Origin of the sequence: Massilia sp. UYP11 (assembly GCF_050434805.1) — a bacterium.
In the GTDB taxonomy this organism is placed as follows: Bacteria; Pseudomonadota; Gammaproteobacteria; order Burkholderiales; family Burkholderiaceae_D; genus Telluria.
Map to the genome: position 1 here is coordinate 20515 of NZ_JBNDJE010000026.1, position 21590 is coordinate 42104.

Genomic DNA, 21590 nt, shown 5'->3' on the forward strand with positions numbered 1-21590 from the left:
GGTTCCTCAGATTGATGACTTGCCCATCGCATGCGCCATCAGGCGCCGCTTCAAAGCAGGCATTTTATCAAGCAAGTTGAGTCCAAGATTGCGCACGACGCGCACGGGCTCCAGATTTGCCCCGAACAGACGCTCCAGGCCATCGGTGGCCAGCTGCATCATGAGCACGTCTTCCTTGCGCTTGCGGGCGTAGCGCGCCAGCACCCGTTCGTCGCCGATCGCGCGCCGCTCCTCGCGCTCGCGCACGGTGGCGAGCAGGTCGACCACGTCGCCGAAGCCCAGGTTCATGCCATGCCCGGCCAGCGGATGCACGGCGTGGGCGGCGTCGCCCACCAGCGCCACGTGCGGCGCCACGATCGCATGCGGCTTGACCAGCGCCAGCGGCACCGCCGCCACGGCCTCGGGTTGCAGGGGACGCAGGGCGCCCAGCTTGTCGTCGGCATATTCGCCGAGCCGGATCGCCAGTTCGCCCAGCGACTCGTCCATCAGGGTGTCGGCCAGGGTCTCGGGCGCCGACCACACCAGCGAGACGCGGTTGCCCGGCAGCGGCAGCAACGCGATGATGCCGTCGGCGCAGGTGAACCACTGATGGGCCACGCCATGGTGCGGCTTGTCGCAGGCGAAGTTGGTGACGATGGCGCGCTGGTGGTACATGCGGTAGTCGACGCCGATGTCGCACTGCCCACGGACCCAGGATTCGCGGCCGTCGGCCCCAACCAGCAGCTCGCACTCGATCCGGCGGCCGTCTTCCAGGCGCAGCGCGGCGCCTTCGCCGCTGCAGGTGAGCTCGCAGGCCCGGCCCTCGACGCGTTGCACGTTGTGGGAGAACTTGAGCGCGGCATCGAGCGCCCCGTTCAGGTTATGGTCTTCGACGATCCAGGCCAGGGTGCCGACCCGGGCCCCGAAGGCGTCGAAACCGAGTTTGCCGCCGCCCTCGCCGTCGCCATGCACGTCCATGGCATCGACCGCGGCGACGCGCGCCAGGTCGAGGGCGCCCCAGACCTTGAGCGAAGCCAGCAGGTCGTGGGCCGTATGGTTGAGCGCATAGACGCGCACGTCCCATGGACGGTCCGCGGCCGAGGCCGTCGAGCCGCCCTGCGCCTCGGCCCCGGGACGCGCGGGCGGCGCCAACAGGGTCACGCTGTGTCCGGCCTGGGCAAAGCCGAGCGCGGTGGTCTTGGCGATGGCGCCATTGCCGACGATGCAAACATCGGTCCGGGTGGTGGAGGTCGTGGGCGTGGTCATAGTGCTCATTATAGCGATATGCCCATCCCGCACGCAGGGTGGGCCGGGGGGGCGCGCCAGCGCTACATGCTGACAATGCATCAACAAGCACTTGCGCAACTGAAAATCGCTGGCTATAATCATGCCTCTCTTGGCCTGGTAGCTCAGTTGGTAGAGCAGAGGATTGAAAATCCTTGTGTCGGTGGTTCGATTCCGCCCCGGGCCACCAAGAACATGCCTCACGAAACGCCCACTCATGCAAGTGGGCGTTTTTCGTTTCTGCGGCACTATTGTCCTGTCCGGTGCGCAGAATGCGCACGCGCCCCTCCGAATAAACCACCGAAACGAGCGACCATCTCGTCCAGGCGCCCTCCAGACGTCCGCATTCCTGCATGGACGACTGGGCGCTTGCGGCAGTCCTAAGCTACTGACACTACACAATAAAACACCGCCCTCTCCAAGGTAAGCTCAGCAACGGGGATATGACAAGTCTCTACCGTTTGTACGGCGATCAATTCGCAGTGAGCACAGGAAAACCGCATGGGCAACTTCCCTTGTAGCCTGAAAGAAATCCTCCAAGAACGCCAGACCGCCCGTATCCTGCGTCTGGCGTTCCCCTTTGATGACGCGCCAACATCCGAGCTGCTGGTCAACAAACTCGATGCCACCGAGGGGCTGTCGCGCGATTTCGAATTTGCTGTCGAGCTGCTGTCGGACAACGCCTTGCTCGACCTGAAAGACATGCAGGGCAAGTTGCTGTGCGTGGAATTGGTGCGCCACGACGGCGCCTTGCGCTATTTCACCGGCTACGTCTTCAGTTTTCGCCTTGTCAGGACAGATGGCGGTGTCGCGTTCTACGAAGCCAGGCTCGGGCCGTGGCTGAAATACCTTTCTCTGCGCAAGGACTGCTTTCTATTCCATAACGCCACCCTGTACGAGCAAACGACCAGCATCTTCCGCGACTACCTCGCGCATCCGGAATGGGAATTTCGCCGCCACGGCGACGATCCGGCGATGACCGATGCCTGCCAGTTCAACGAATCCGATTACAACTACCTGAGCAGACGCTGGGAGGCGGCAGGCTGGCACTACACCTACGACCATACGGCAAAGGGCCACACGCTCATCCTGAGTGACGATTCGACTTGCGCGGAACCGATAGACGGCACGGAAATCGCGTTCCAGCGCGATTGCGGCTCATATGAGGATAACGGCATTGGCGAGTGGTCGGCGACCCGTCGCATCGTGTCCGCCAGCACGGCGCTGTCCTCCTTCAATTTCAAGTCGCCCAGGCCGGTCAACGTCGAGAGGCCGACGATCATCGAGCAGGGCAAGGTGCTGCGCAAGGAGGTCTACGAATATGCGGGCGCCTATGGGTTCAAGGATAGTCGCGACGGCGAACGCCGGGCGACGCTGCGCATCGAAGAGATCGAGCACGCAGGAGAACTATTCGAGGGCGCAAGCACCAACCGCAACGTGGTTCCCGGGCGCTGGTTCCGCCTCACCGGCCACTTCTACGGCGGCAGTAACCAGGGCCAGGAATTTCTGATCATCGAGGTGCACCACAGCGCCAGCAACAATTACCACGTGAACGACGCCAGTCCACCGCATTACGAGAACCGCCTGTCCTGCATCCGCAAGTCCATCCCATGGCGCCCCGGCCGGGGCTTCAACAGCGTCGAGCCGAAAATGTACGGCCTGCAGACGGCGATCGTGGTCGGCCCCCCGGGCGAGGAAATCCACACCGATGAGTATGGGCGTGTCAAAGTCCAGTTCCATTGGGACCGCGCAGGAGAGCTGGACGAACGCAGTTCGGCATGGCTGCGCGTGGCGACGGCGTGGGCCGGTCCCAACTTCGGCATGACATCGATCCCGCGCATCGGCGCCGAAGTCATCGTGCAGTTCCTTGACGGGAATCCCGATCGTGGATTCGTCACCGGCATGGTGCCGAACGCGCACAACATGCCGCCGTGGGATCTTCCCGCAAACAAGACCCAGAGCGGCATCCTGTCCCGCTCGACACCGAAGGGCACATACGGCAATGCCAACGCGCTGCGCTTCGAGGACAAGCAGGGCCAGGAACAACTGTGGCTGCATGCCGAACGCGACCAGCTTACCGAGGTCGAGCACGACGAAGATAAATGGGTCGGCAACGACCGCCGCAAGACCATCGACCGCGACGAGACCTCGCATATCAAGCACGACCGCAAGGAAACCGTCGACCACGACGAGACCATTACCGTCCACAACGACCGCACCGAGCAGGTCGACAAGAACGAAACCATCGGCATCGGTGGCAACCGCGTCAAGACGATCGGCAGGAACCGCAAGGACGACATCGGCAGGAACTGGTCCACCCACGTTGCCCGCATGAAGACGGAGACGGTCGGCATGGCTTACATGCAGAACGTTGGCCTGGGCCGCATGGAGAACGTCGGCCTTGCCTACAACCTCAACGTCGGAACGATCATGGCCACCGTGGTCGGTATCAGCCAGATCACCAAGGTCGGCAAGGCGGTATCGATCACGGCGGGCGAAGAGCTGTCGATCACCGTCGGCCTGGCGCGACTGAAAATGACGGCGGACGGCAAGGTATTCATCAACGGTTCGCAAATCGGCATCGAGACCAGCGGACCGGTGCAAATTTCCGGCAACGACGTGGACGTCAACTGACCGGCCCCCGCGCATGGAATTTCGCAACCTTACGCCTTTTCCCGCGATAGCGTTCGATAGCCTGGACCAGCACGACCAGCGCTTCCACAGCGTGGTCATGCGCCTGACTTTCGAGGTAGGGGACGACGGCAAGCTCACCCTGGCCCCCGTACAGACGCCGTTGGCGATGACCGACGAATTCCACGGCGAAGCAAACCAGTCCAGCGTCAGGCAAGAGTCCGACCTGGCGCCCTACAAACCGCACACGGACGTGATCGTCATCGCCGACGCCTGCGCCCCGCAGGGCAAACCCAGCAAACTGTTCGGCGTCGCCCTCAAGATCAACAGTGCGCCGACCGCGCCGGATTTGCCGCCCGAGCCGCACGGCCTTAATCCGACGTATCGCGCCTCACCCGAACGCATGGCCGAGTGGCGGGAAGAGTGTGCCCGGTTGACGGCACATGCGCTGGAAGGCCCTCTCGTGTTGCGCAAAGTCCTGCTGATCAGAGGCGGGCGCGAATGGCGCAAACGCCCCACGGTGACGCGGGCGCTGAGCCTGTTTACGCTGCCGCGCTGGAAGCTGACAGCGCCGATACCTGTCACCACCCTCCCCCTGCGCTACGAATACGCCTATGGCGGCGAAAACAAGATTCTCGCCACCGAGCAGGCGGCCAGTCGGGTGGACAAAAAATATCGCTTGCCCGGTCGCGTGCCGCAACCCGGCAACGCCGGCGCGGGCGATTTGCATGAAGCAATCGCCCACAGCGTGTACGAACAAAATCCGGTTGGTCGTGGCTTCGCCGAGCGCTGGTATCTGCACGCGGCCAGGCTCGCATGCGTGCCGGCGCCGCAGATAGAGGCGCCCAGCCAGCCCATAGGGCGCTTCGGCAAGCAATACACGCCGCAGGGCTTTGGCGTCGTTGGACGCGGCTGGCGACCGCGCTTAGGGCTGGCAGGGACCTATGACCAGCAATGGCAGGATGAACGTCACCCGAATTTGCCCGCCGACTTCGATTTTGGGTACTGGAATGGCGCGCCCGTCGATCAGCAAGTGACACCCCACTTGGGCGGCGACGAGCAAATCTCGCTGTTCAACCTGTGCCCCGAGGGCGCGGCAACCAAGCGCGACGCCTCCGGCAATACCTGCCTGTCTTTCTCCCTGCCGGGGCATTTGCCGTTTGTGCTGGTGCGGTTCCAGGATGGACGAATCGGCGAACTGGCGGCGAAGCTCGACACGCTCATCATCGATGCAGCCCCGGACGCCAGCGACCCGGAAAAGAGGATATCCGTCGTGTGCGTCTGGCGCGCCACAGTCGCCACCGCCCCCAGTGTGCGGGTGCTCGAGGCACGCATGCTGACCCATGCCGACGTCGCGGCGCTGCGCGCTCGGGGGCAGGACGTCAAGCCCCCATCGCCCCCGCGCCTGACAGTCGTGCCCAGCCAGGAATCGCCGCCAACCGTCTAAGAGGAATCCATGCCGACTGCTGCCCGCAAGAACAGTATCTTCCTGGCCGTCAGCCTGCTCCCTGACGTGTGCAAGACGCCGATGGGGCCGAACATGGTCCCGGTTCCCTACCCCATCGTTGCGGACCTGAGCAACAGCGTGGAAGTAGCGAAGTCGGTCCGTTTCAATGGCGATCCCGTCTTCCTGCTCAACGACAGCGTTGTCGCCACCGTGACCGGCAACGAGGCCGGAACGGGCGGCGGCATGAAGTCCGGCGTCAACAGAGGCAAGGTGCGTGCGACAGCCAGCGCCAAATCCGTGCGGGTGGAGAAAAAATACGTCGTGCGGCATGGCGACGAGTGCGACATGAATCTGGCGAGCTGAGCATGACCACCAAAGGTGTGATTCTCGAACAGGCGAAGCCCTCGACAACGCACATCGATCCGGACGGCGGCGGCGCCAATCCGCCGCTCATGCCGGAAACCGAAGCCGAACAAACCATGTGGCAGAAGGCTAGCCCGTGGGTGCATGGTTTGCTGGGCGTGGCCAGTTTCGTTCCAGGCTTATCGGTCGTGACAGGCGCGGTGGATGCGGCCATCTACGCGGCTGAAGGCGAGGCGGTCGAGGCAGGCCTTGCATTGGCAAGCATGATCCCCGGCGGCAAGGTGGTCACGACCGTCGGCAAGGTCGCCAAGGGCGCAGTCGGAATGGCGAAAGGAACGGGAACAGCAGCGCGGGTCGTCAAGGGGGCGCACGAAGCGGAAGAAGTGCTACAGGCGGCCAGGAAAGCGGAAGAGACGGCCAGGATTGCGAAAGAGGCCAAGGCAGCCAGGGAAGCCAGGGAAGCGCAAGAGGCAGCGGAGAAGGCGCGGGAAGCAGCTTCGGGCACAAAGAAGCCGAAAAAAGAGGTGACGGTCAAGGCGCGCGCGCATAAAGTGCCCTGCTTCCATCCGTTCGACAAGAAGAAGTTCATGCAGATGAGCAAAGCCGATCAGAAAGCCTATTTGAAGGAGATGGCCGCGCAACTCAAACGCCAAGAGGATGCAATCAATAGCCTGACTGTTACCGAATACAAAGCGGCAAGGGATGCATTTGGAGCGATGAATCGCAATCCAGCTGCGGCTTCGGCACAGGAATCAGCGCGTAAATTATTCGAAGAGAGAGTTGCAGGAAATATCAAGAAAAGTCTGCAAAAGGGGGGCATGGGAGCGCTAAAGGCAAAACAAGAAGCTGCTGCTCGTGCTAAAGACGTGATGAGCAAATTGGCGGCATTGCACGATCCAGACATGGTGGCCGGCGGGTGGATGCACCCAAATTCCACGGGGATGGGACGTGCAGACGTGAACTCGTCGATAGGCGGTGGCTGGAATCAAAGCGATAGGATTTCCGGAATGGATCGGGAAGCAAACAGGGCAATCGAAGGCGGTAGAGTAGACCAAAAAATGAATGTTAAACTGGAGCCGTGCCGCGGCAGGGGACTGAGATGAGAGACGAAGACTTCGAACTTTTTATAGACGAGTTTGGCGAAGCGACCAGCCGGACGGATGTTCCAATGGAAGCTATCCAGAAATGGCGCGGTAAGCTTCCGGACCAATTATTAAAGTATTGGCAGGCAGAAGGTTGGTGCGGCTATGCAAACGGCTTGTTCTGGACAGTTAATCCGGATGACTATGAAGATCTAGTAGATGAATGGCTTGCTGACACGCCACTTGAGCAACTTGATAGCTTTCATGCAATTGCTCGAACCGCATTTGGGTGCCTGTACCTGTGGGGAGAGAAAACGGGCGATAGCGTAACTGTCGCATGTAGTATTAACTCAATAATTGCGTTTAGCAGTAACCTAAAGCAAGAAATGGACGATCCGGATTTCGATGCACGAGTGTTCTTCAGCAATAAGTCACCCGATCACTGCGACCTTAAGGATGAATCGGGGCAGCCACTTTTTGAACGCGCTTTGGCTAAACTAGGTCCACTTGAGCCGGACGAATTATATGGCTTCGAACCTGCACTCGTGCTCGGCGGGAAGATGCGTCTAGAAAACCTCACCAAGCTCAACCTGGATGTGCATTTGACCATCCTTCGTCAACTCGCCTCACCGACACTGCCGTTCTCGCATGTTGACCTCGACAATTTACTTAATTCGTAATTTTCCTCTGCTGTACAGATCGCACGCCATCGGATAGTTAATCAGAATCCCGTTTTCGGAAAATCGTGTTAACTGGCATCACAGGCATATATTTTTGTAATTAATGGTCGAACAGTCAAATCCCAAAGCCCCAGCCGGAGCTTTGGGCTTTTTGCCCGACAAAGCCAGTGCCCGGCATGGCACGGGCTCCCCCGGTCCATCCGGCGCATGCCCGGCTCGCGCCCGGATGCTCCTGATCAGAATCGTTCTCAGCGGTCTCCACCCGCCATGGCAGGCACCGGGCGTACCGGCTTGCCTTGCGGCCGTTGCGCCCGCTCCAGCTGCGGCCGGACCGGGGCCGCCAGCGCCGGCGCGGCCGGGCCGTCGATCTTGAAGATGCTCACTGCTTCGGCCAGGCTGGCCGCTTGTTCGCGCATCGACGCGGCCGCGGCAGCCGCCTCCTCGACCAGCGCCGCATTCTGCTGCGTCACCCGGTCCATCTGGCCGATGGCCTGGTTCACCTGCTCGATGCCGTCGCTTTGCTCTTTCGAGGCGGACGCGATTTGCGACATGATGCCGCTCACGCGCTGGACGCTCCCCACCACCTCCTGGATGGTCGCGCCGGCCTGGGTCACGAGGCGGTTGCCGACGTTCACCTTCTCCACCGAATCGTCGATCAGGGTCTTGATCTCTTTGGCCGCCGCCGCCGAACGCTGCGCAAGGCTGCGCACCTCGGACGCCACCACCGCGAAACCACGGCCCTGCTCGCCGGCGCGCGCAGCCTCGACCGCCGCATTCAGGGCCAGGATGTTGGTCTGGAAGGCAATGCCGTCGATGACGGAGATGATGTCTTCGATCTTGTGCGCCGAATCGTTGATCGCGCCCATGGTTTCCACCACCTGCGAGACCACGCTGCCGCCCTCGATCGCGATCTTGGACGCGCGCGCGGCCAGCTCGTTGCCCTGGTGCGCGTTTTCAGCGTTCTGTTGCACGGTGCTGGTCAGTTCTTCCATCGACGAGGCGGTCTCTTCCAGCGCGCCGGCCTGCTGCTCGGTGCGCGCGGACAGGTCCTGGTTGCCTGCCGCGATCTCGGCAGATCCGGTGGCGATGGTGTCGGTGCCGGCGCGAACGCCGGCCACGATCCGGTTGAGGTTGTCGGTCATGCTCGAGAGCGCGTCCATCAGCTGGCCGGTTTCGTCGCGCGAGTACACCTCGTCCTTGCGCGACAGGTCGCCCGCGGCCACCGAGCGCGCCACCTCGACCGCCTTGCGCAGGGGAACGGTAATGCTGCGGCTCAGGAGGTACGCGAGCAAGGCGCCGAGCACCAGCGCCGCACTGCCGACGGCGACCAGGATCGTCCGGCTCGAGGCCACGGTCTGGTCGACCCTGTCCTTGGTCTCGTCGAACAGGCGCTGCTGGTGCGCGGCGAGGCTGGCGACCGTGGCGTCGTAGGAGACCAGCGTCGGCCGCATTTTTTGCTCGATGAGCTCGCTCACCTGCTGCATGCTCTGGCCGCTGTCGCGCAGGGCGAACACCTGATTGCGCACGTCCATGTAGACAGTGCGGGCGGCGGCGATTTGCTCGACAATGCGCTTGCCTTCGTCGCCCATGACGGTCGCGGTCAGCTGGTCCTTGATCCGGGTGATGTCGGCGCTCCTGGCTTTCATCTTGTCGTCGACCAGCTTCGTGTCCTGCGCATCGTCGGCGCGCAACCGGGCCTCGGTCATCGCATCGTTGATCAGGTTACCCGAATACCAGAGCGCGGCAAGGTCGGCCTTGTGCTTGGCCTCCTCCATCTCGGCCGTGGCGACACCTACCTCCTGCAGGCGCATCACGGCTACCGCCATCAGGGCGAAGTTCAGGAGCAGCATGGCGATAAAAGCCATACCGAGGCGGGTAGCGATGCGGAAGTCTTTGAGGTTCATTTGTCGACGGAAGAGGAAGTGCTCGAGATCGTGGGGCCTTCTGGTGGCCCGATGGCAAGCGAGCTGCGGCATGAAAGGGTTGCCGATATGGAATTTATATGCGCTCACGCGAGGCGAAAGGCATATGCATGTAAGTTCACCCACGGTACCGCGCGGTGCGGTGTCCATGTGGTGCCCATCAGGTAAGCACAATGCGTGCCAATATTGAACAGTGGAAACACCGCTTACTTGATGGCACGAATGCGCCATTCGGGTGCATTGCTGCGCCAGAGCGCACCAGCACGTGCACCAGAACAGACAGGACGATATTTCTGCGAAGTCCCAGGTCGACGCTAGTCTGATGATCTGGATTAGGCGGCAGCGACCGACGACACGTGACGGTGTGGTCGCTCGTTCGACCGGATGGCGGCTGAGCCGCACGCGCTTTCCACGACGCGCTTTGGTCGTGAAAGCATGCCAGGCATTGCTGGCGCCGCCTTGTCGCCAACGACGGCGCAGACCTGCCTGAGGAAGTTCAGTCCTTGATGAGCGCGTTCGAAGGCAGGGTCACCCTGCATTCCGGATGACTGCCATTACGCGCCGGGGCCGGGGGCTCCCGGCCCGGTTCTCATGACGGGCGCAGTGCGCTGCCCTTGCCTGCGCCGTCGGCCCCGGGGACCGGCTGCGCGGGCCGGATCTTCACCCACAACACCGCCACCGCCGCGCACAGCATCAGGGCCCCTGCCAGGCGGATCACGTTTTCCGGATTGCCGCCCAGGGCGCTGCGGTAGAACAGCGGCAGCGTGAAGATCTGGATGATCATCGGAATCACGATGAACATGTTGAAGATGCCCATGTAGACACCGGTCCGATCCGGCGGGATGCAGCCGGCCAGCATGACATACGGATTGCCCATGATGCTGGCCCATGCCAGGCCGATCCCCACCATCGGGATGAATAGCATTGCGCTCTCGCGAATCAGCGGGATCGACAGCATGCTCGCGCCGGCGACCGCCAGGCAGAAACAGTGCATGTGCTTGGCGCCGAAGCGGCGGGTGAACGGCACCAGCGCGAAAGCGGCAAGGAAGGCGACGAAGTTATAGAAGGCGCCGATCTGGCCGTTCAGCAGGCCGGCCTCGCGGAAACCCGCGCTCGCCGGATCGGTGGTGCCGAACAGCGTGGTCGACAGCGACAGCATGATGTACTGCCAATAGCAGAACAGTGCATACCACTGGAACAGATTGACCACCACCAGCTGGCGCATCGTGGGCGGCATCTCGCGCAGGGCCTGCCAGATATCGGCCGCCACGGTCTTGATGCCGATGCGGTGCGCGCGCAAGCGTTCCACCTGCTCCGGCGCGAGCGGCAGCTCGGGAGTGGTCTTGAGCGACCACAGCACGCTCGTGATCGACACCACGGCCCCGATCATGAACGCCGCCACCACGACTTGCGGGATGTTGCTGTCGTTGGTGGCGTCCCGGTCCATGCCGAAGAAGACCAGCAGCGATGGCGTCAGATAGGCCAGTGTCTGTCCCAGGCCGGTGAACGCGCTCTGGGTCAGGAAGCCAAGCGAATGCTGGGGTGGCGCCAGCTTGTCGCTGACGAAGGCGCGGTACGGCTCCATCGTCACATTGTTGGCGGCGTCGAGGATCCACAGGAGGCTGGCCGCCATCCACAAGGTCGGGCTGAAGGGCATGAACAGCAGGCCCAGGCTGCAAAAGATCGCGCCGATCAGGAAATACGGGGTGCGCCGGCCCCAGCGGGTGACGGTGCGGTCGCTCATGGCGCCGACGATCGGCTGCACGATCAGCCCGGTGACGGGCCCCGCCAGCCACAGCAGGGGCAGCGTCGCTTCGTCCGCCCCGAGGTACTTGTAGATCGGACTCATGTTGCTCTGCTGGAGACCGAAGCTGAACTGGATGCCGAAAAAGCCGACGTTCATGTTCACGATCTGCCAGAACGACATATGGGGTTGATGTTGCATCGCGTCCTCTTTCAGGTAGGGCTGGCAAACCACCGCGCACGCCAGGGTGCATGGAAGGAAGGGTCGGACGGCACGGCGCCGCGTACCTCGCAGATGGCGCCGGCAAACGCCACGGCCCGGTCCAGTATCGTCTGCATCGGCCACTCGAGCACGCTTCCCAGGACGAACACGGCGGAAAACGCGTCGCCCGCGCCGACCGTGTCGCACAGGGCGTCGACCGGCGCCGCCGCCGCATGCAGGCGCGTGCCGTCGGCGCCGAACCACAATGCCCCGCGTTCGCCGAGCGTGACCACCAGGCCGCGCAGGCCAAACGCCGCGATCAGGCCGGCGCAAGCGGCGGCGGCCGCCGCGCCGAAGATGTCCTCACCCAGGGGAGGAACGTCGCTCAGCATCGCATGCACCCGCTGCAATTCTTCTTCATTGAGCTTGGCGATAGTCGCCTGGCGCAACGAGGCCAGCACGCAATCGTCTCCCACCTGATCGGCGCGCAGGTTGACGTCGAGGAAACGCGGTGCGCGCGGTGCGGCGGTCGCTTCCAGCAGCCCGGCCAGCGCCGCGCCCGATGCCGGTGCGCGCTGGGCCAGGGTGCCGAAATACACCAGGGCGGGCGTGGCATGGCCGAGCGCATGCAGCAGGGCCGGCGCCGCGATGTAGTCCCAGGCCTGGTCGGGAAGGATCACGAAACGGTGCTCGCCGCCGTGCTGCTCGACCACCACCCGGCCGGTGGGCCGGGCCGGATCGATCTGCAACCCGTCTTCGCGCAGACCGAAGCGCCCGAACTGCGCGCGCACCAGCGCGCCGTTGGCGTCCTGGCCAATCCGCGTGAACAGCTGGGGCGAAGCGCCGAAGGCCGCCAGGTGGCGCGCGACGTTGAACGGTGCGCCGCCAACCACCGGGCCGTCCGCGAATTCATCGACCAATGCTTCGCCGAATACGGCGACGTTTTGGCTATCCTGTCTCATAGATATGTTTTCTGTTTTATGGATGCTTTGTTGGTCGGCGCAGGGCTAGCGCTGCAGCCAGCGCATGCCCCACGGTTCCAGCACGACCCGCTCCGGCCAGTCCAGGCCGGCCGGCGGCGCCGCCTCCACGCTGCGTCCGGAAAAATTGAACAGGCCGAGAAAGCGTTCGCCGCGGGCCAGGGCCAGCACCGCGGGGTCGCCGGCGTCGAGCAGCGCACGTGGCGCCGACGCCGCCAGCGCCGGAGTGCGGCGGCGCTCCGCAGACAGCGCGCACAATGCCGCGAATGCCTGTCCGGCCCAGGCATCGGGCTCGTCGCGGCGCGCCAGGATGCCGGCATCGAGCCGGGGACGCTGTACCCAGCGCGTATCGTGGGCGCGCTCGGGGTCGTCCCGGTAAGCGTGATCGTTGCCCATGCCCAACTCGTCGCCCATGTACACCAGCGGCATGCCGCCGAAGACCAGCGCCACGCCGTAGACCAGCAGCAGGCGGCGCAGCGCCAGTTCGCGCGCGACCGGGCCCTGCGCCGTATCGAACCCGGCAAGCGCGGCGGCCATGCCATTGGTGGCATGCACTGCCGCCTTCGATCCCGCCTGGAACGGCACCCCGGCCGCGAAGCTGCCGGGTGCGCCATGGAAGAAGTCCGCGATCGCTGCCAGCCGGTCGGTCGACCCGGCCTCGTCGGCCAGGATCTTCCAGCCGATGTCGTCGTGGCAGCGCACATAGGTCAGCCAGGAAGCCCCCGCGGGCAGCGCGGGCGTGCCTTCGATGACGCTGCGCAGCAGGCCCGCGTCCTGCTCGGCCAGCGCGGCCCAGCTGGCGGCCATCAGGGTGCTGTGGTAGGCCAGGTGGCATTCGGGCGCGTCCGGCGCGCCGAGGTAGGCCGGCAGCTCGCGCGTGGGCACGATGGCCTCGGCCTTGAGCAGGACACCGGGCGCCACGATCGCGACCATCGCGCGCAATGCCTGCAGCAGGGCGTGCACCTCGGGCTGGTTCATGCAGCCGGTGCCTTCGCGCTTCCACAGGAAGGCCGTGGAATCGAGCCGGAAGGCCTCGACGCCGCGGTTGGCCAGGCGCAGCAGCGCGCCCACGATCTCCGTCAGCACCAGCGGGTTGGCATAGTTCAGGTCCCACTGGAAAGGATAGAAGGTGGTCCAGACCCAGCCCAGGTTCGGCACGAAACTGAAGTTGCCTGGCGCCGCCTCCGGGAAGACCTGCGCCAGCGTCGCCTCGTAGCGCTCGGGCAGCGCGCGATCCGGGAAGACATGGAAGAAATCGCGCCGGGCCGGGTCGCCGGCGGCCGCTTCCCGGGCCCAGGGATGGTCGTCGGCGACGTGGTTCAGCACGAAGTCGGCGCACAGGCTGATGCCGGACTGGCGCAGTTGCGCGCACAGGTGCTCGAGGTCATCCATGGTGCCGAGCGCGGGCTCGATCTCGTCGAAGCTGGCCACGGCGAAGCCGCCGTCGTTCTCGCCGGCGCGCGCGCGCAGGAACGGCAGCAGGTGCAGGTAGGTCACGCCGAGCGCGCTCAGGTGGCCGATCCGTTCCTCCACACCGCGCAGGTTGCCGGCGAAATGGCCGGTATAGGCGCTGTAGCCCAGCATGTCCTGGCGGGTGAGCCAGCCGGGATCCTGCTCGCGGCGCGCATCCAGCGCCAGCAGCTCGTCCGGCCGCGCCGCGTGCAGTGCGCCCAGTGCGGCCAGCAGGCCGCCATACCAGCGGTCGAAGTCGGCCAGGTCCCCGTAGACGCTCGCCAGGCGCCGGTACAGGAGCGGGCCAAGGACGGCGTAGCGGCGCGCCACTTCGTCCCGGCGTGCGGCCGGAAGCGCTGCCAGCAGCGGTTCTGGCGAAGGAAAATCGGTCATCGTCGAAGCAGGATAAGAAGCCGGCGCCCATGCGGGCGCCGGCTGGCCATCAGAAGGAATACATCAGAAGGAATACTTGACCGTCGCCTTGACCGAGCGCCCGCTGATCGAGCGCGCGGCATGGCCGCTGCCCTCGACTTCGGTATAGCCGATCTCGTCGAACAGGTTATTGGCCGACACGGACAGCATGACGCGCTGGGTGACGGCATAGTTGACGAAGGCGCTGACGGTCCGGTAGGCCGGCATCCGGATCGTTTGCTGGTCGTCGGCCCACGACTTGCCGGTGCCGACCAGGCTGGCGCCGAACAGCGCCGGCCCGACCTCGTAGCTCGTGGCCAGCTGGTACACCGCGCGCGCCTGGCGCCGCGGCGTATTGCCGATGACCGCTTCGTCGCCCGGCGCCGTGCCGACGATCTCGGCGTCGGTCAGCGTCAGGCCGCCGTTGAGCTGGAACGCGCCACGGCGCCAGGCCGTCTCGATTTCCACGCCCTTCGCTTCGTAGCTGTTGGCGGTGGTGGTCCGGGTGGTCACTTCATAGTTGCTCTCGCGCGTCTTGGCGTGGAAGGCCGTAATGAAGGTGCTCAGCGGGCCATTGCGCCATTTCACGCCGCCCTCGAGCTGGCGCACGGTGTTGATGCTGACCGGCGTGCTGCCGTCGAGCGGGTTGCCGAACAGGATGCGGTCGGCATTGAAGGCGACGCCTTCGCTGGCGCGGGCGAACACGGCGAGCGCTTTCGTCACGCGGTAGTTCGCGCCCAGCGAGTACGAATTGTGGCTCAGGTCGTAATCCACCGCTTGCACGGTCGACGGTTCGTAGCGCTGCGCCGCGGTGGCGATGTTGGCGCTGCCCCGGGCGCTCTGGCGGTCGTGGCGCACGCTGGCGTCGACGTTCAGCGGGCCCTTTTCGACACCGATGTTCACATAGGGCGACAAGTAGCGGTATTCCATGTCGACCACGCGCGAGCAGCAGCCTCCGAACGCCGGGCCGACCAGTCCGGGCGTCGCGTTCCCGGTTTGCAACAGTGCCGGCTTGTCGCCGCTGGCCTGCATCAGGTATTCGTTGAAGTTCCAGGTCAGGCCCAGGTCCTGGACCGATGCATACAGCCCGCCCGTCAGGCTCAGGCGGGCGCCGCCGGACAGTTGAAAATCCTTGGCCAGCTTGGTGTCGCTCATGGTCGAACCGGCGTCGTCGATAGAGGTGTTGAACACGACTGCGGAGAAGGCCCGGCCCGCGTAGGGCTGCCCGGCGCGCGGGCCGGTGGCGAAGGTGTAGTTGCCGACGGTGCCATTGTTGGCGGCGAAGACGCCCAGGAAGCGGCCCTCGTTGCGCGACTTGCGCAGGCGTTCGGTTAGGGTCCAGCCCTGGCCGAGCGCCAGCTCCGCTTCGAGACCGAAGGCGTCGCTGCGCACGCGCATGCCATCGTTGACGTCGTGGGCGACCAGGCTGTTGTTCCTGTCGAGCGCGACGTCCGGCACCCAGTAGGGCGAGTAGAAAGTGACGGTGCGCGGGTCGATGCCTTCGATCGTGGAAATGCGGCCGTTGGTGACGCGCACCGGTACCGGCAGCGCCGTCGGGCTGCGGTCGTCGAGGTGCTTGTACGAGACCCGCACATAGCCTCCGTCGAATTCATGGGTCAGGTTGGCGCGCAGTTGGCCGCCCTGTTCGCTCGTCACGCCCGTCTTGCGCACGCCTTCGCCGGTGCGGTAATGGCCGCCCACGAAGAAACGCGTCCTGGCTCCCAGCCTGCCGCCGATGTCGGCGTCGACGCGGTTCGCATCGTAGTCGAGCCCCGAGGTGAGGCTGATGCTGCCGCCCTCTTCCTCGCCGGTCTTGCCGATGAAATTGATGATGCCGCCCGGGGCATTGGTCGCCAGCGTCGATGCCGAGCCGCCGCGCACCACTTCCAGGTGCGACAGCGAACCGTCGATACGCACGTAGGCGTCCGGGGTGATGAAGTTGAAGTCGCCCGACTGCAGTACCGGCAAGCCGTCTTCCTGGATCTGGACATAGCGCGCGCCGCCTGCCGAAATCGGCACGCCGCGCACCGTCATGTTGGCATTGCCCTCGCCGCCGGAGGATTCGGAGCGCACGCCCGGCACCGAACGCAGCACGTCGGCGGCGCTGGTCGGAACGGTCTGGGTGATGGTGTCGGCATCGAGGGTACTGATCGATACGCTGGACTTCATTTTCGAGGTGCCGACGGCGCTGCCGGTAACCACCACGCGCTCCAGCTGCAGGCCGTCCTCGGTCTGCAGGGACGGCGCCGGCGTTTCCTGGGCATGGACGCCGCTCATTTGTAACAGGGCGAGCGATACCGCCGCCCCCAATCGGGTGCATGGGAATTTCATAGTCTCCTCCGTTGTATTTATTACACAGCATGCTGCGCTACGGCTTGTCTGACGCCGTAGCGCTCGCCTGTGACTTCATTATCACCACTTTTTTAAAGCATTACAATCGATTGCAATCGAAATTCCGCATGTGGCTGTTTGGAGACATCTTGCCAACGTAGGGCATATACCGGGATTCGCAGACGGGAGTTGAGAGAAAGTCGAAGGGGTGCTTGCAATTAACTGTAATCGTTTGCAACCGACTCAGTCGGGCATGCGCGCGGGCGGCGCCGCATGCCCTTCAGTTCGGGATTTCGCCAGCGCTGGCGCGCACCACCAGCTCGGTCGGCAACTCCATCGACGCGGCCGGCCTGCCGTCGATCTGGGCCAGCAAGGCTTCGACCAGGGCGCGACCGGCGGCGCCGATCGGTTGGCGGATCGTTGTCAAGCGGGGGTGGAAATAGGCCGACTGGTCGATGTCGTCGTAGCCGACGACGGCCACATCGTCCGGAACGCGCCGGCCATGCGCGCGCAGGCTGTCGATGGCGGTCATTGCCAGCAGGTCGCTGCACGCGAAGACGGCATCGTAATCGACGCCGCGCGCCACCAGCGCATCGACCGCCTCCTTGCCGCCGCCCGGCAGGAAGGAACCCGACACCTGCAAGCGCGGATCGACCGGGATCCCATGGCTTTCCAGCGCTGCGCAATAGCCGCGGTAACGCTGCGCCGGCTCGGGCAGCGCGAGATCGCCGAAGAAGGCGATGCGCCTGCGGCCTTGCGCAAGCAGGTGGGCGGTGGCCAGCCTGCCCCCGCCGACGTTGTCGCTGCCGATGCAGCAGTACAGTTGCTGCGGCAACTGCGCACCCCATACGGCGAGCGGCACCTTGCGCGCCGCCAACTCGTTGAGTTCCCGGTGGCGCCCCCATTGGCCGACCATGATGATGCCGACCACGCGCCCGGAATCGTAAGGCGCCGCCGCCTTGCCGATCTCGTCCGTACCAACGCGCGAGAACAGCATGTCGAAACCGCGTTCCGTCAGGGCATCGGCCAGGCTGCCCAGCATGGTCAGCAGGAAGGGGTCGGTCAGGTTCTGGTGCGTATCGCGATCGACCGGAATCTGGACGCTGATCGTCCGGTTCTGCTTGAGGCGCAGGTTCTGGGCGCCGATGTTGATCGAATAGTTGAGCGACGAGGCCAGCTCGAGGATGCGCCCACGCGTTTCTTCATTGACCAGCGGGCTATGGTTCAGTGCGCGCGACACGGTGGCGGTCGACACGCCAGCCAGCCTGGCGATGTCGGCCATCTGAAGACGGCCTTGCGCCGCGTGTTGTCCATCACGGTCCTGCCTTGCTTTCGCCATACATCCATTTCGTTGAGCTCCGAAGGGAGAATGGATTGTATGACAGGCCCGGCGCCACGCAAAGCAGGCACGCGGGATGACGCGATGTCGGGGGTGGCCGGGCTGACCGGGGAAGCACTGATGTATTATGCACGGCAACTGATGGGGATCGGCGCCGGGCCGGAGTTCGTTGCAGCCGTGCGTGCGGCTGGCATGCGATCCGGACATGCGGCGCCCGTCCGATGGCGCGCAGCCGCTGCCGAGCGGCGTTTGCCCATCTGCTTCCCGATTGCGGCCCTCGAGCGCCGCCGATGATTTTCAAGGTTCACATGCACACCCTTCCTCCCTGCCCCCACTGCCAATCCGCCTATACCTATGAAGATGGCGGCGGCCAGTATGTGTGCCCTGAATGCGCCCATGAGTGGCCGGCCGAGGCGGCCGCGGCCGCCGCCGATAGCGTGCGTGTCTACAAAGACGCGTCAGGCAATGTCCTCCAGGATGGCGACACCGTCACCGTGATCAAGGATCTCAAGCCGAAGGGTTCGGGCAGCGTGATCAAGCAAGGCACCAAGGTCAAGAACATCCGCCTGGTTGACGCCGACCACGACATCGACTGCAAGATCGATGGCTTCGGCGCCATGAGCCTCAAGACGGAATTCGTGCGCAAGGTATGAGCGCCCCCTGTGCAGGGGCCTTCAGCCTTCTGCCGCCGGCACGCGCGCCAGGCGCGGCAGGGACGACTCCACCTACCGGGATGGGCTCTCAGTGCAGCGAGCCTGCCGCCTCGCGGGTCAGCACGATCTCGAGGTATTCGGCCGGCGCCACCACCGAATCCGGCCCGGCCGTATTGAAACGGTCGACCAGGGCCAGCAGGTCTTGTTCGAGCGCGTCGGCGGCAGACGGCGACAGGGAGGCGAACGCCCGGTTCAGCGGTCCGTAGTAATCGCGGAACACATGCAGCCAGTGCGTGGGCGACGCGTAACGGAAGTTGAACATCCTGGGTGTGATGCGCACCTGGCGCGCGTCGGCGCCGAACAGCTGGCGCACATAGTCTTCATTTCCCCACAATAGCGGCGACGCCAGCCCGACCGGCGGCGAAACGTGCTTGCCGACCACCTTGAACAGCTGGCCGATGAAGCCTTCGGGCGTCCAGTTCGCCATGCCGATGCGTCCGCCTGGTCGCACCACGCGCCGTATCTCGGCGGCGGCGCGCGCCTGGTCGGGCGCGAACATCACGCCGAAGGTGGACAATGCCACGTCAAAACTGGCGTCAGGGAACGGCAGCGCCTCGGCGTCCGCCTCGCGGAAGTCGACCGCCAGGCCCTCGGCGGCGGCGCGCGCCCGCCCCTTCTCGAGCAGCGCCGGCACGTAGTCGGTGGAGGTGACGCGGGCGAAGCGGCGCGCCGCGGCCAGCGTGGCGTTGCCATTGCCGGCCGCGACGTCGATCACGCGCTCGCCGGCACGCACGTCGACGGCCTCGGCCAGCAGTTCGCCGACGATCTGCAGCGTGACGCCGACGACGGCGAAGTCGCCGCTGGCCCAGGTGGCCTGCTGGCGCTGCTTGATCGCCGCGAGATCGGGACCGGGAGCGGCCGACGCCGGCTGGGACGACGGCGCGGGGTGGGCGGGCTGGGTCATGATCGTCCTCCTTGAGCAGGCATGTTGTCGATATGACTGGCCACGCCACCCGTGGTTCGGCACCGTGCCTTGTGCCTTCTCAATCCCGAAGTGGGAAATCGGTCCGCCGATGTGACTCCAATGACACTGACACTGCAGGCACCGCGCCGCACCGGGAGGGAGTCATGAAAAAACCGCGCCTCTTTTCATCGCGCCTTGCATCGCGTGGCGTCGCCGCCGTTGCCGCAATCGTCGTCCTTGCCTTTGTCGTGATCGGCGCAGTAGCGCTCGCCGCCATGCCGTCGCTCTGGTCGGGACGCGGCACGGCCAATACCGGTTTCGACCCGCTGTTCGCAGGCGCGGCCGGCGGCGCTTGCGCGCCGGCGCGCGCCGGCGCGCCGCCCCTGCTGGCCCACCTGGTGCGGGCGCAGGCCCAGACCGAGACCCGTCCCTTCGCCCCGGGCCAGCAGGCGCCGGCCAGGCCGGACGCCAAGGCCGCGGACAAGCCGGGCCAGGCCGCGCCGCCGCCCCTGTACGACAACCTGGGCACGCTGCACGTGCCGGTCACCACCGCCAGCAAGCGCGCCCAGGCCTATTTCGACCAGGGCATCCGCCTGACCTTCGCCTTCAACCACGCCGAAGCGGCGCGCGCCTTCCGCGCCGCGCAGGACGCCGACCCGAACTGCGCCATGTGCTACTGGGGCGAGGCGCTGGTGCTGGGCCCGAACATCAACGCCCCCATGTTCCCCGAGGCCGTGGCGCCGGCGGTGGCCGCCGCGGCCGAGGCCGAGCGCCTGGCGCCGCGCACCCGGCCCGACGAGCAGGCCCTGATCCGCGCCGTGGCGCGCCGCTACAGCGCCGATCCCGGCGCCGACCGCGCCGCGCTCGACAAGGCCTACGCCGACGCCATGGCCGAGGCGGCGCGTGACTTCCCGACCCACGACACCATCCAGGTGCTGTTCGCCGAATCGCTGATGGACCTGTCGCCCTGGGACTACTGGGCGAACGGCGGCGCCCGGCCCAAGAACCGCACGGCCGAACTGGTCGCCGCGCTCGAGAAGGTCCTGGCGCGCAACCCGACCCATGCCGGGGCCGCCCACTACTACATCCATGCGATGGAAGCCTCGGCCCGGCCCGAAAAAGCCTTGCCCGCCGCGCGCGTGCTGGCGAGCCAGATTCCCGGCGCCGGCCACATCGTGCACATGCCCTCGCATATCTATTACCGGCTGGGCATGTACCGCGAAGCACTGCGCGCGAATGTCCAGGCGGTCGCCGTCGACGAACGCTACTTTGCCGACGCGGCCAGCGATCCCGTCTACCGGGGCGCCTATTACCCGCACAATATCCACTTCGTGATGGTGTCGGCCCTGATGGGCGGCGACGGCGCTACCGCACTCGACGCCGCAGGCAAGCTCGACAAGGTGATCACGCCCGACCTCCTGACAGCCATCGGCGCGCTGCAGCCGGTCAAGTCGGCGCCCTACTTCGCGCACGTCCAGTTCAGCGATGCGGACACCCTGCTCGCGCTGCCCGACCCGGGCCCGCGGTTCGTGCTCGTTCGGGCGATGTGGCATTACGCGCGCGCCGTCGGCCATGCGCGCAAGGGCGAATTCGATGCGGCCGCGCGTGAAGTCGCCGCGCTCGACAAGATCGAGAAAAAGGGCGACTTCAAGCCGGTGAACGAATGGAACATTCCCGGCCGCGAGATCGTCCAGACCGCCCGCCTGGTGGCCCAGGCCCGGATCGCCGACGCCCGGGGCGACTTGCCGCGCGCGATCAACGCCTACCGCCAGGCGATCGCGGTGCAGGACGCACTGCCCTACATGGAGCCGCCCTACTGGTATTACCCGGTGCGCCAGTCGCTCGGCGTGGCGCTCCTGCGCAGCGGACAGCCGGACGCAGCCGAAAAAGTCTTCCGTGATTCGCTGGCGCGCACCCCGAGCAATGGCTGGGCGTTGCGCGGCTTGATGGAGGTGTACCGCAAGCGTGGTGACGAAGCCGCGCTGGCGGCCGTGCAAAAGCAGTTTGCGACCACCTGGCTTGGCAAGCCGGACGGGCCGGCCCTGTCTGCACTCTAGACCCTGGACGCATCTTGACGCGGCGTGATCGGGCCTTGCCGGGCGTTGCGCGCCCGGCCGTCCTCATCTG

General features: G+C 65.2%; 15 protein-coding genes and 1 tRNA gene. 8 read left to right on the forward strand and 8 right to left on the reverse strand.

What is annotated here, in order from left to right; translation table 11 throughout:
• Positions 1-6: 6 nt before the first annotated feature.
• Positions 7-1245 carry an FAD-dependent monooxygenase gene (locus ABIB38_RS22135; protein WP_429206856.1) on the reverse strand — a complete coding sequence of 413 codons (1239 nt, stop codon included), beginning with the start codon at positions 1243-1245 and terminating at the stop codon, positions 7-9.
• A gap of 132 nt (positions 1246-1377) precedes the next feature.
• Between ABIB38_RS22135 and ABIB38_RS22140 the strand changes: the two genes are divergently transcribed.
• The 6 genes from ABIB38_RS22140 (at position 1378) to ABIB38_RS22165 (ending at position 7466) form a co-directional block, all read left to right on the forward strand.
• Positions 1378-1453 (forward strand) — tRNA-Phe (locus ABIB38_RS22140).
• 311 nt (positions 1454-1764) lie between these two features.
• Positions 1765-3897: a type VI secretion system Vgr family protein gene (locus ABIB38_RS22145; RefSeq protein WP_429206857.1), complete on the forward strand. Its 2133-nt coding sequence runs from the start codon at positions 1765-1767 to the stop codon at positions 3895-3897.
• A 13-nt stretch (positions 3898-3910) separates the two neighbouring features.
• Positions 3911-5341: a DUF2169 family type VI secretion system accessory protein gene (locus ABIB38_RS22150; RefSeq protein ID WP_429206858.1), complete on the forward strand. Its 1431-nt coding sequence runs from the start codon at positions 3911-3913 to the stop codon at positions 5339-5341.
• A gap of 9 nt (positions 5342-5350) precedes the next feature.
• The gene (locus tag ABIB38_RS22155; protein ID WP_429206859.1) at positions 5351-5704 is read left to right on the forward strand and encodes a DUF4150 domain-containing protein; all 354 of its coding nucleotides are present in this window, start codon (positions 5351-5353) and stop codon (positions 5702-5704) included.
• Positions 5705-5706: 2 nt separating this feature from the next.
• Positions 5707-6807, forward strand: a complete 1101-nt coding sequence (locus tag ABIB38_RS22160) for a polymorphic toxin type 15 domain-containing protein (protein WP_429206860.1) — start codon at positions 5707-5709, stop codon at positions 6805-6807.
• Positions 6804-7466, forward strand: a complete 663-nt coding sequence (locus tag ABIB38_RS22165) for a GAD-like domain-containing protein (protein ID WP_429206861.1) — start codon at positions 6804-6806, stop codon at positions 7464-7466. The genes ABIB38_RS22160 and ABIB38_RS22165 overlap by 4 nt, the downstream gene beginning before the upstream one ends.
• 248 nt (positions 7467-7714) lie before the next feature.
• Here the strand turns inward: ABIB38_RS22165 and ABIB38_RS22170 are convergent, their stop codons facing one another.
• The 6 genes from ABIB38_RS22170 to ABIB38_RS22195 all read right to left on the reverse strand — a co-directional run bounded on the left by ABIB38_RS22170 (position 7715) and on the right by ABIB38_RS22195 (position 17846).
• Positions 7715-9370, reverse strand: a complete 1656-nt coding sequence (locus ABIB38_RS22170; RefSeq protein ID WP_429206862.1) for a methyl-accepting chemotaxis protein — start codon at positions 9368-9370, stop codon at positions 7715-7717.
• 607 nt (positions 9371-9977) lie between these two features.
• The gene (locus ABIB38_RS22175; RefSeq protein WP_429206863.1) at positions 9978-11333 is read right to left on the reverse strand and encodes an MFS transporter; all 1356 of its coding nucleotides are present in this window, start codon (positions 11331-11333) and stop codon (positions 9978-9980) included.
• Positions 11334-11344: 11 nt separating this feature from the next.
• A complete protein-coding gene (locus ABIB38_RS22180) occupies positions 11345-12295 on the reverse strand; it encodes a PfkB family carbohydrate kinase (protein WP_429206864.1) in 951 nt (316 codons plus the stop codon).
• Between the two features lie 45 nt (positions 12296-12340).
• A complete protein-coding gene (locus ABIB38_RS22185; RefSeq protein ID WP_429206865.1) occupies positions 12341-14158 on the reverse strand; it encodes an alpha-amylase family glycosyl hydrolase in 1818 nt (605 codons plus the stop codon).
• Between the two features lie 63 nt (positions 14159-14221).
• The gene (locus ABIB38_RS22190) at positions 14222-16507 is read right to left on the reverse strand and encodes a TonB-dependent siderophore receptor (RefSeq protein WP_429206866.1); all 2286 of its coding nucleotides are present in this window, start codon (positions 16505-16507) and stop codon (positions 14222-14224) included.
• 280 nt (positions 16508-16787) lie between these two features.
• Positions 16788-17846, reverse strand: coding sequence for a LacI family DNA-binding transcriptional regulator (locus ABIB38_RS22195; protein WP_429206867.1), 1059 nt, complete (start codon positions 17844-17846; stop codon positions 16788-16790).
• A 308-nt stretch (positions 17847-18154) separates the two neighbouring features.
• Between ABIB38_RS22195 and ABIB38_RS22200 the strand changes: the two genes are divergently transcribed.
• Positions 18155-18499 carry a zinc ribbon domain-containing protein YjdM gene (locus ABIB38_RS22200; RefSeq protein ID WP_429206868.1) on the forward strand — a complete coding sequence of 115 codons (345 nt, stop codon included), beginning with the start codon at positions 18155-18157 and terminating at the stop codon, positions 18497-18499.
• An 88-nt stretch (positions 18500-18587) separates the two neighbouring features.
• On the opposite strand, the gene ABIB38_RS22205 is transcribed toward ABIB38_RS22200, so the two are convergent.
• Positions 18588-19463: a class I SAM-dependent methyltransferase gene (locus ABIB38_RS22205; RefSeq protein ID WP_429206869.1), complete on the reverse strand. Its 876-nt coding sequence runs from the start codon at positions 19461-19463 to the stop codon at positions 18588-18590.
• A 164-nt stretch (positions 19464-19627) separates the two neighbouring features.
• Between ABIB38_RS22205 and ABIB38_RS22210 the strand changes: the two genes are divergently transcribed.
• Positions 19628-21520 carry a tetratricopeptide repeat protein gene (locus tag ABIB38_RS22210; protein WP_429206870.1) on the forward strand — a complete coding sequence of 631 codons (1893 nt, stop codon included), beginning with the start codon at positions 19628-19630 and terminating at the stop codon, positions 21518-21520.
• Positions 21521-21590 lie beyond the last annotated feature (70 nt).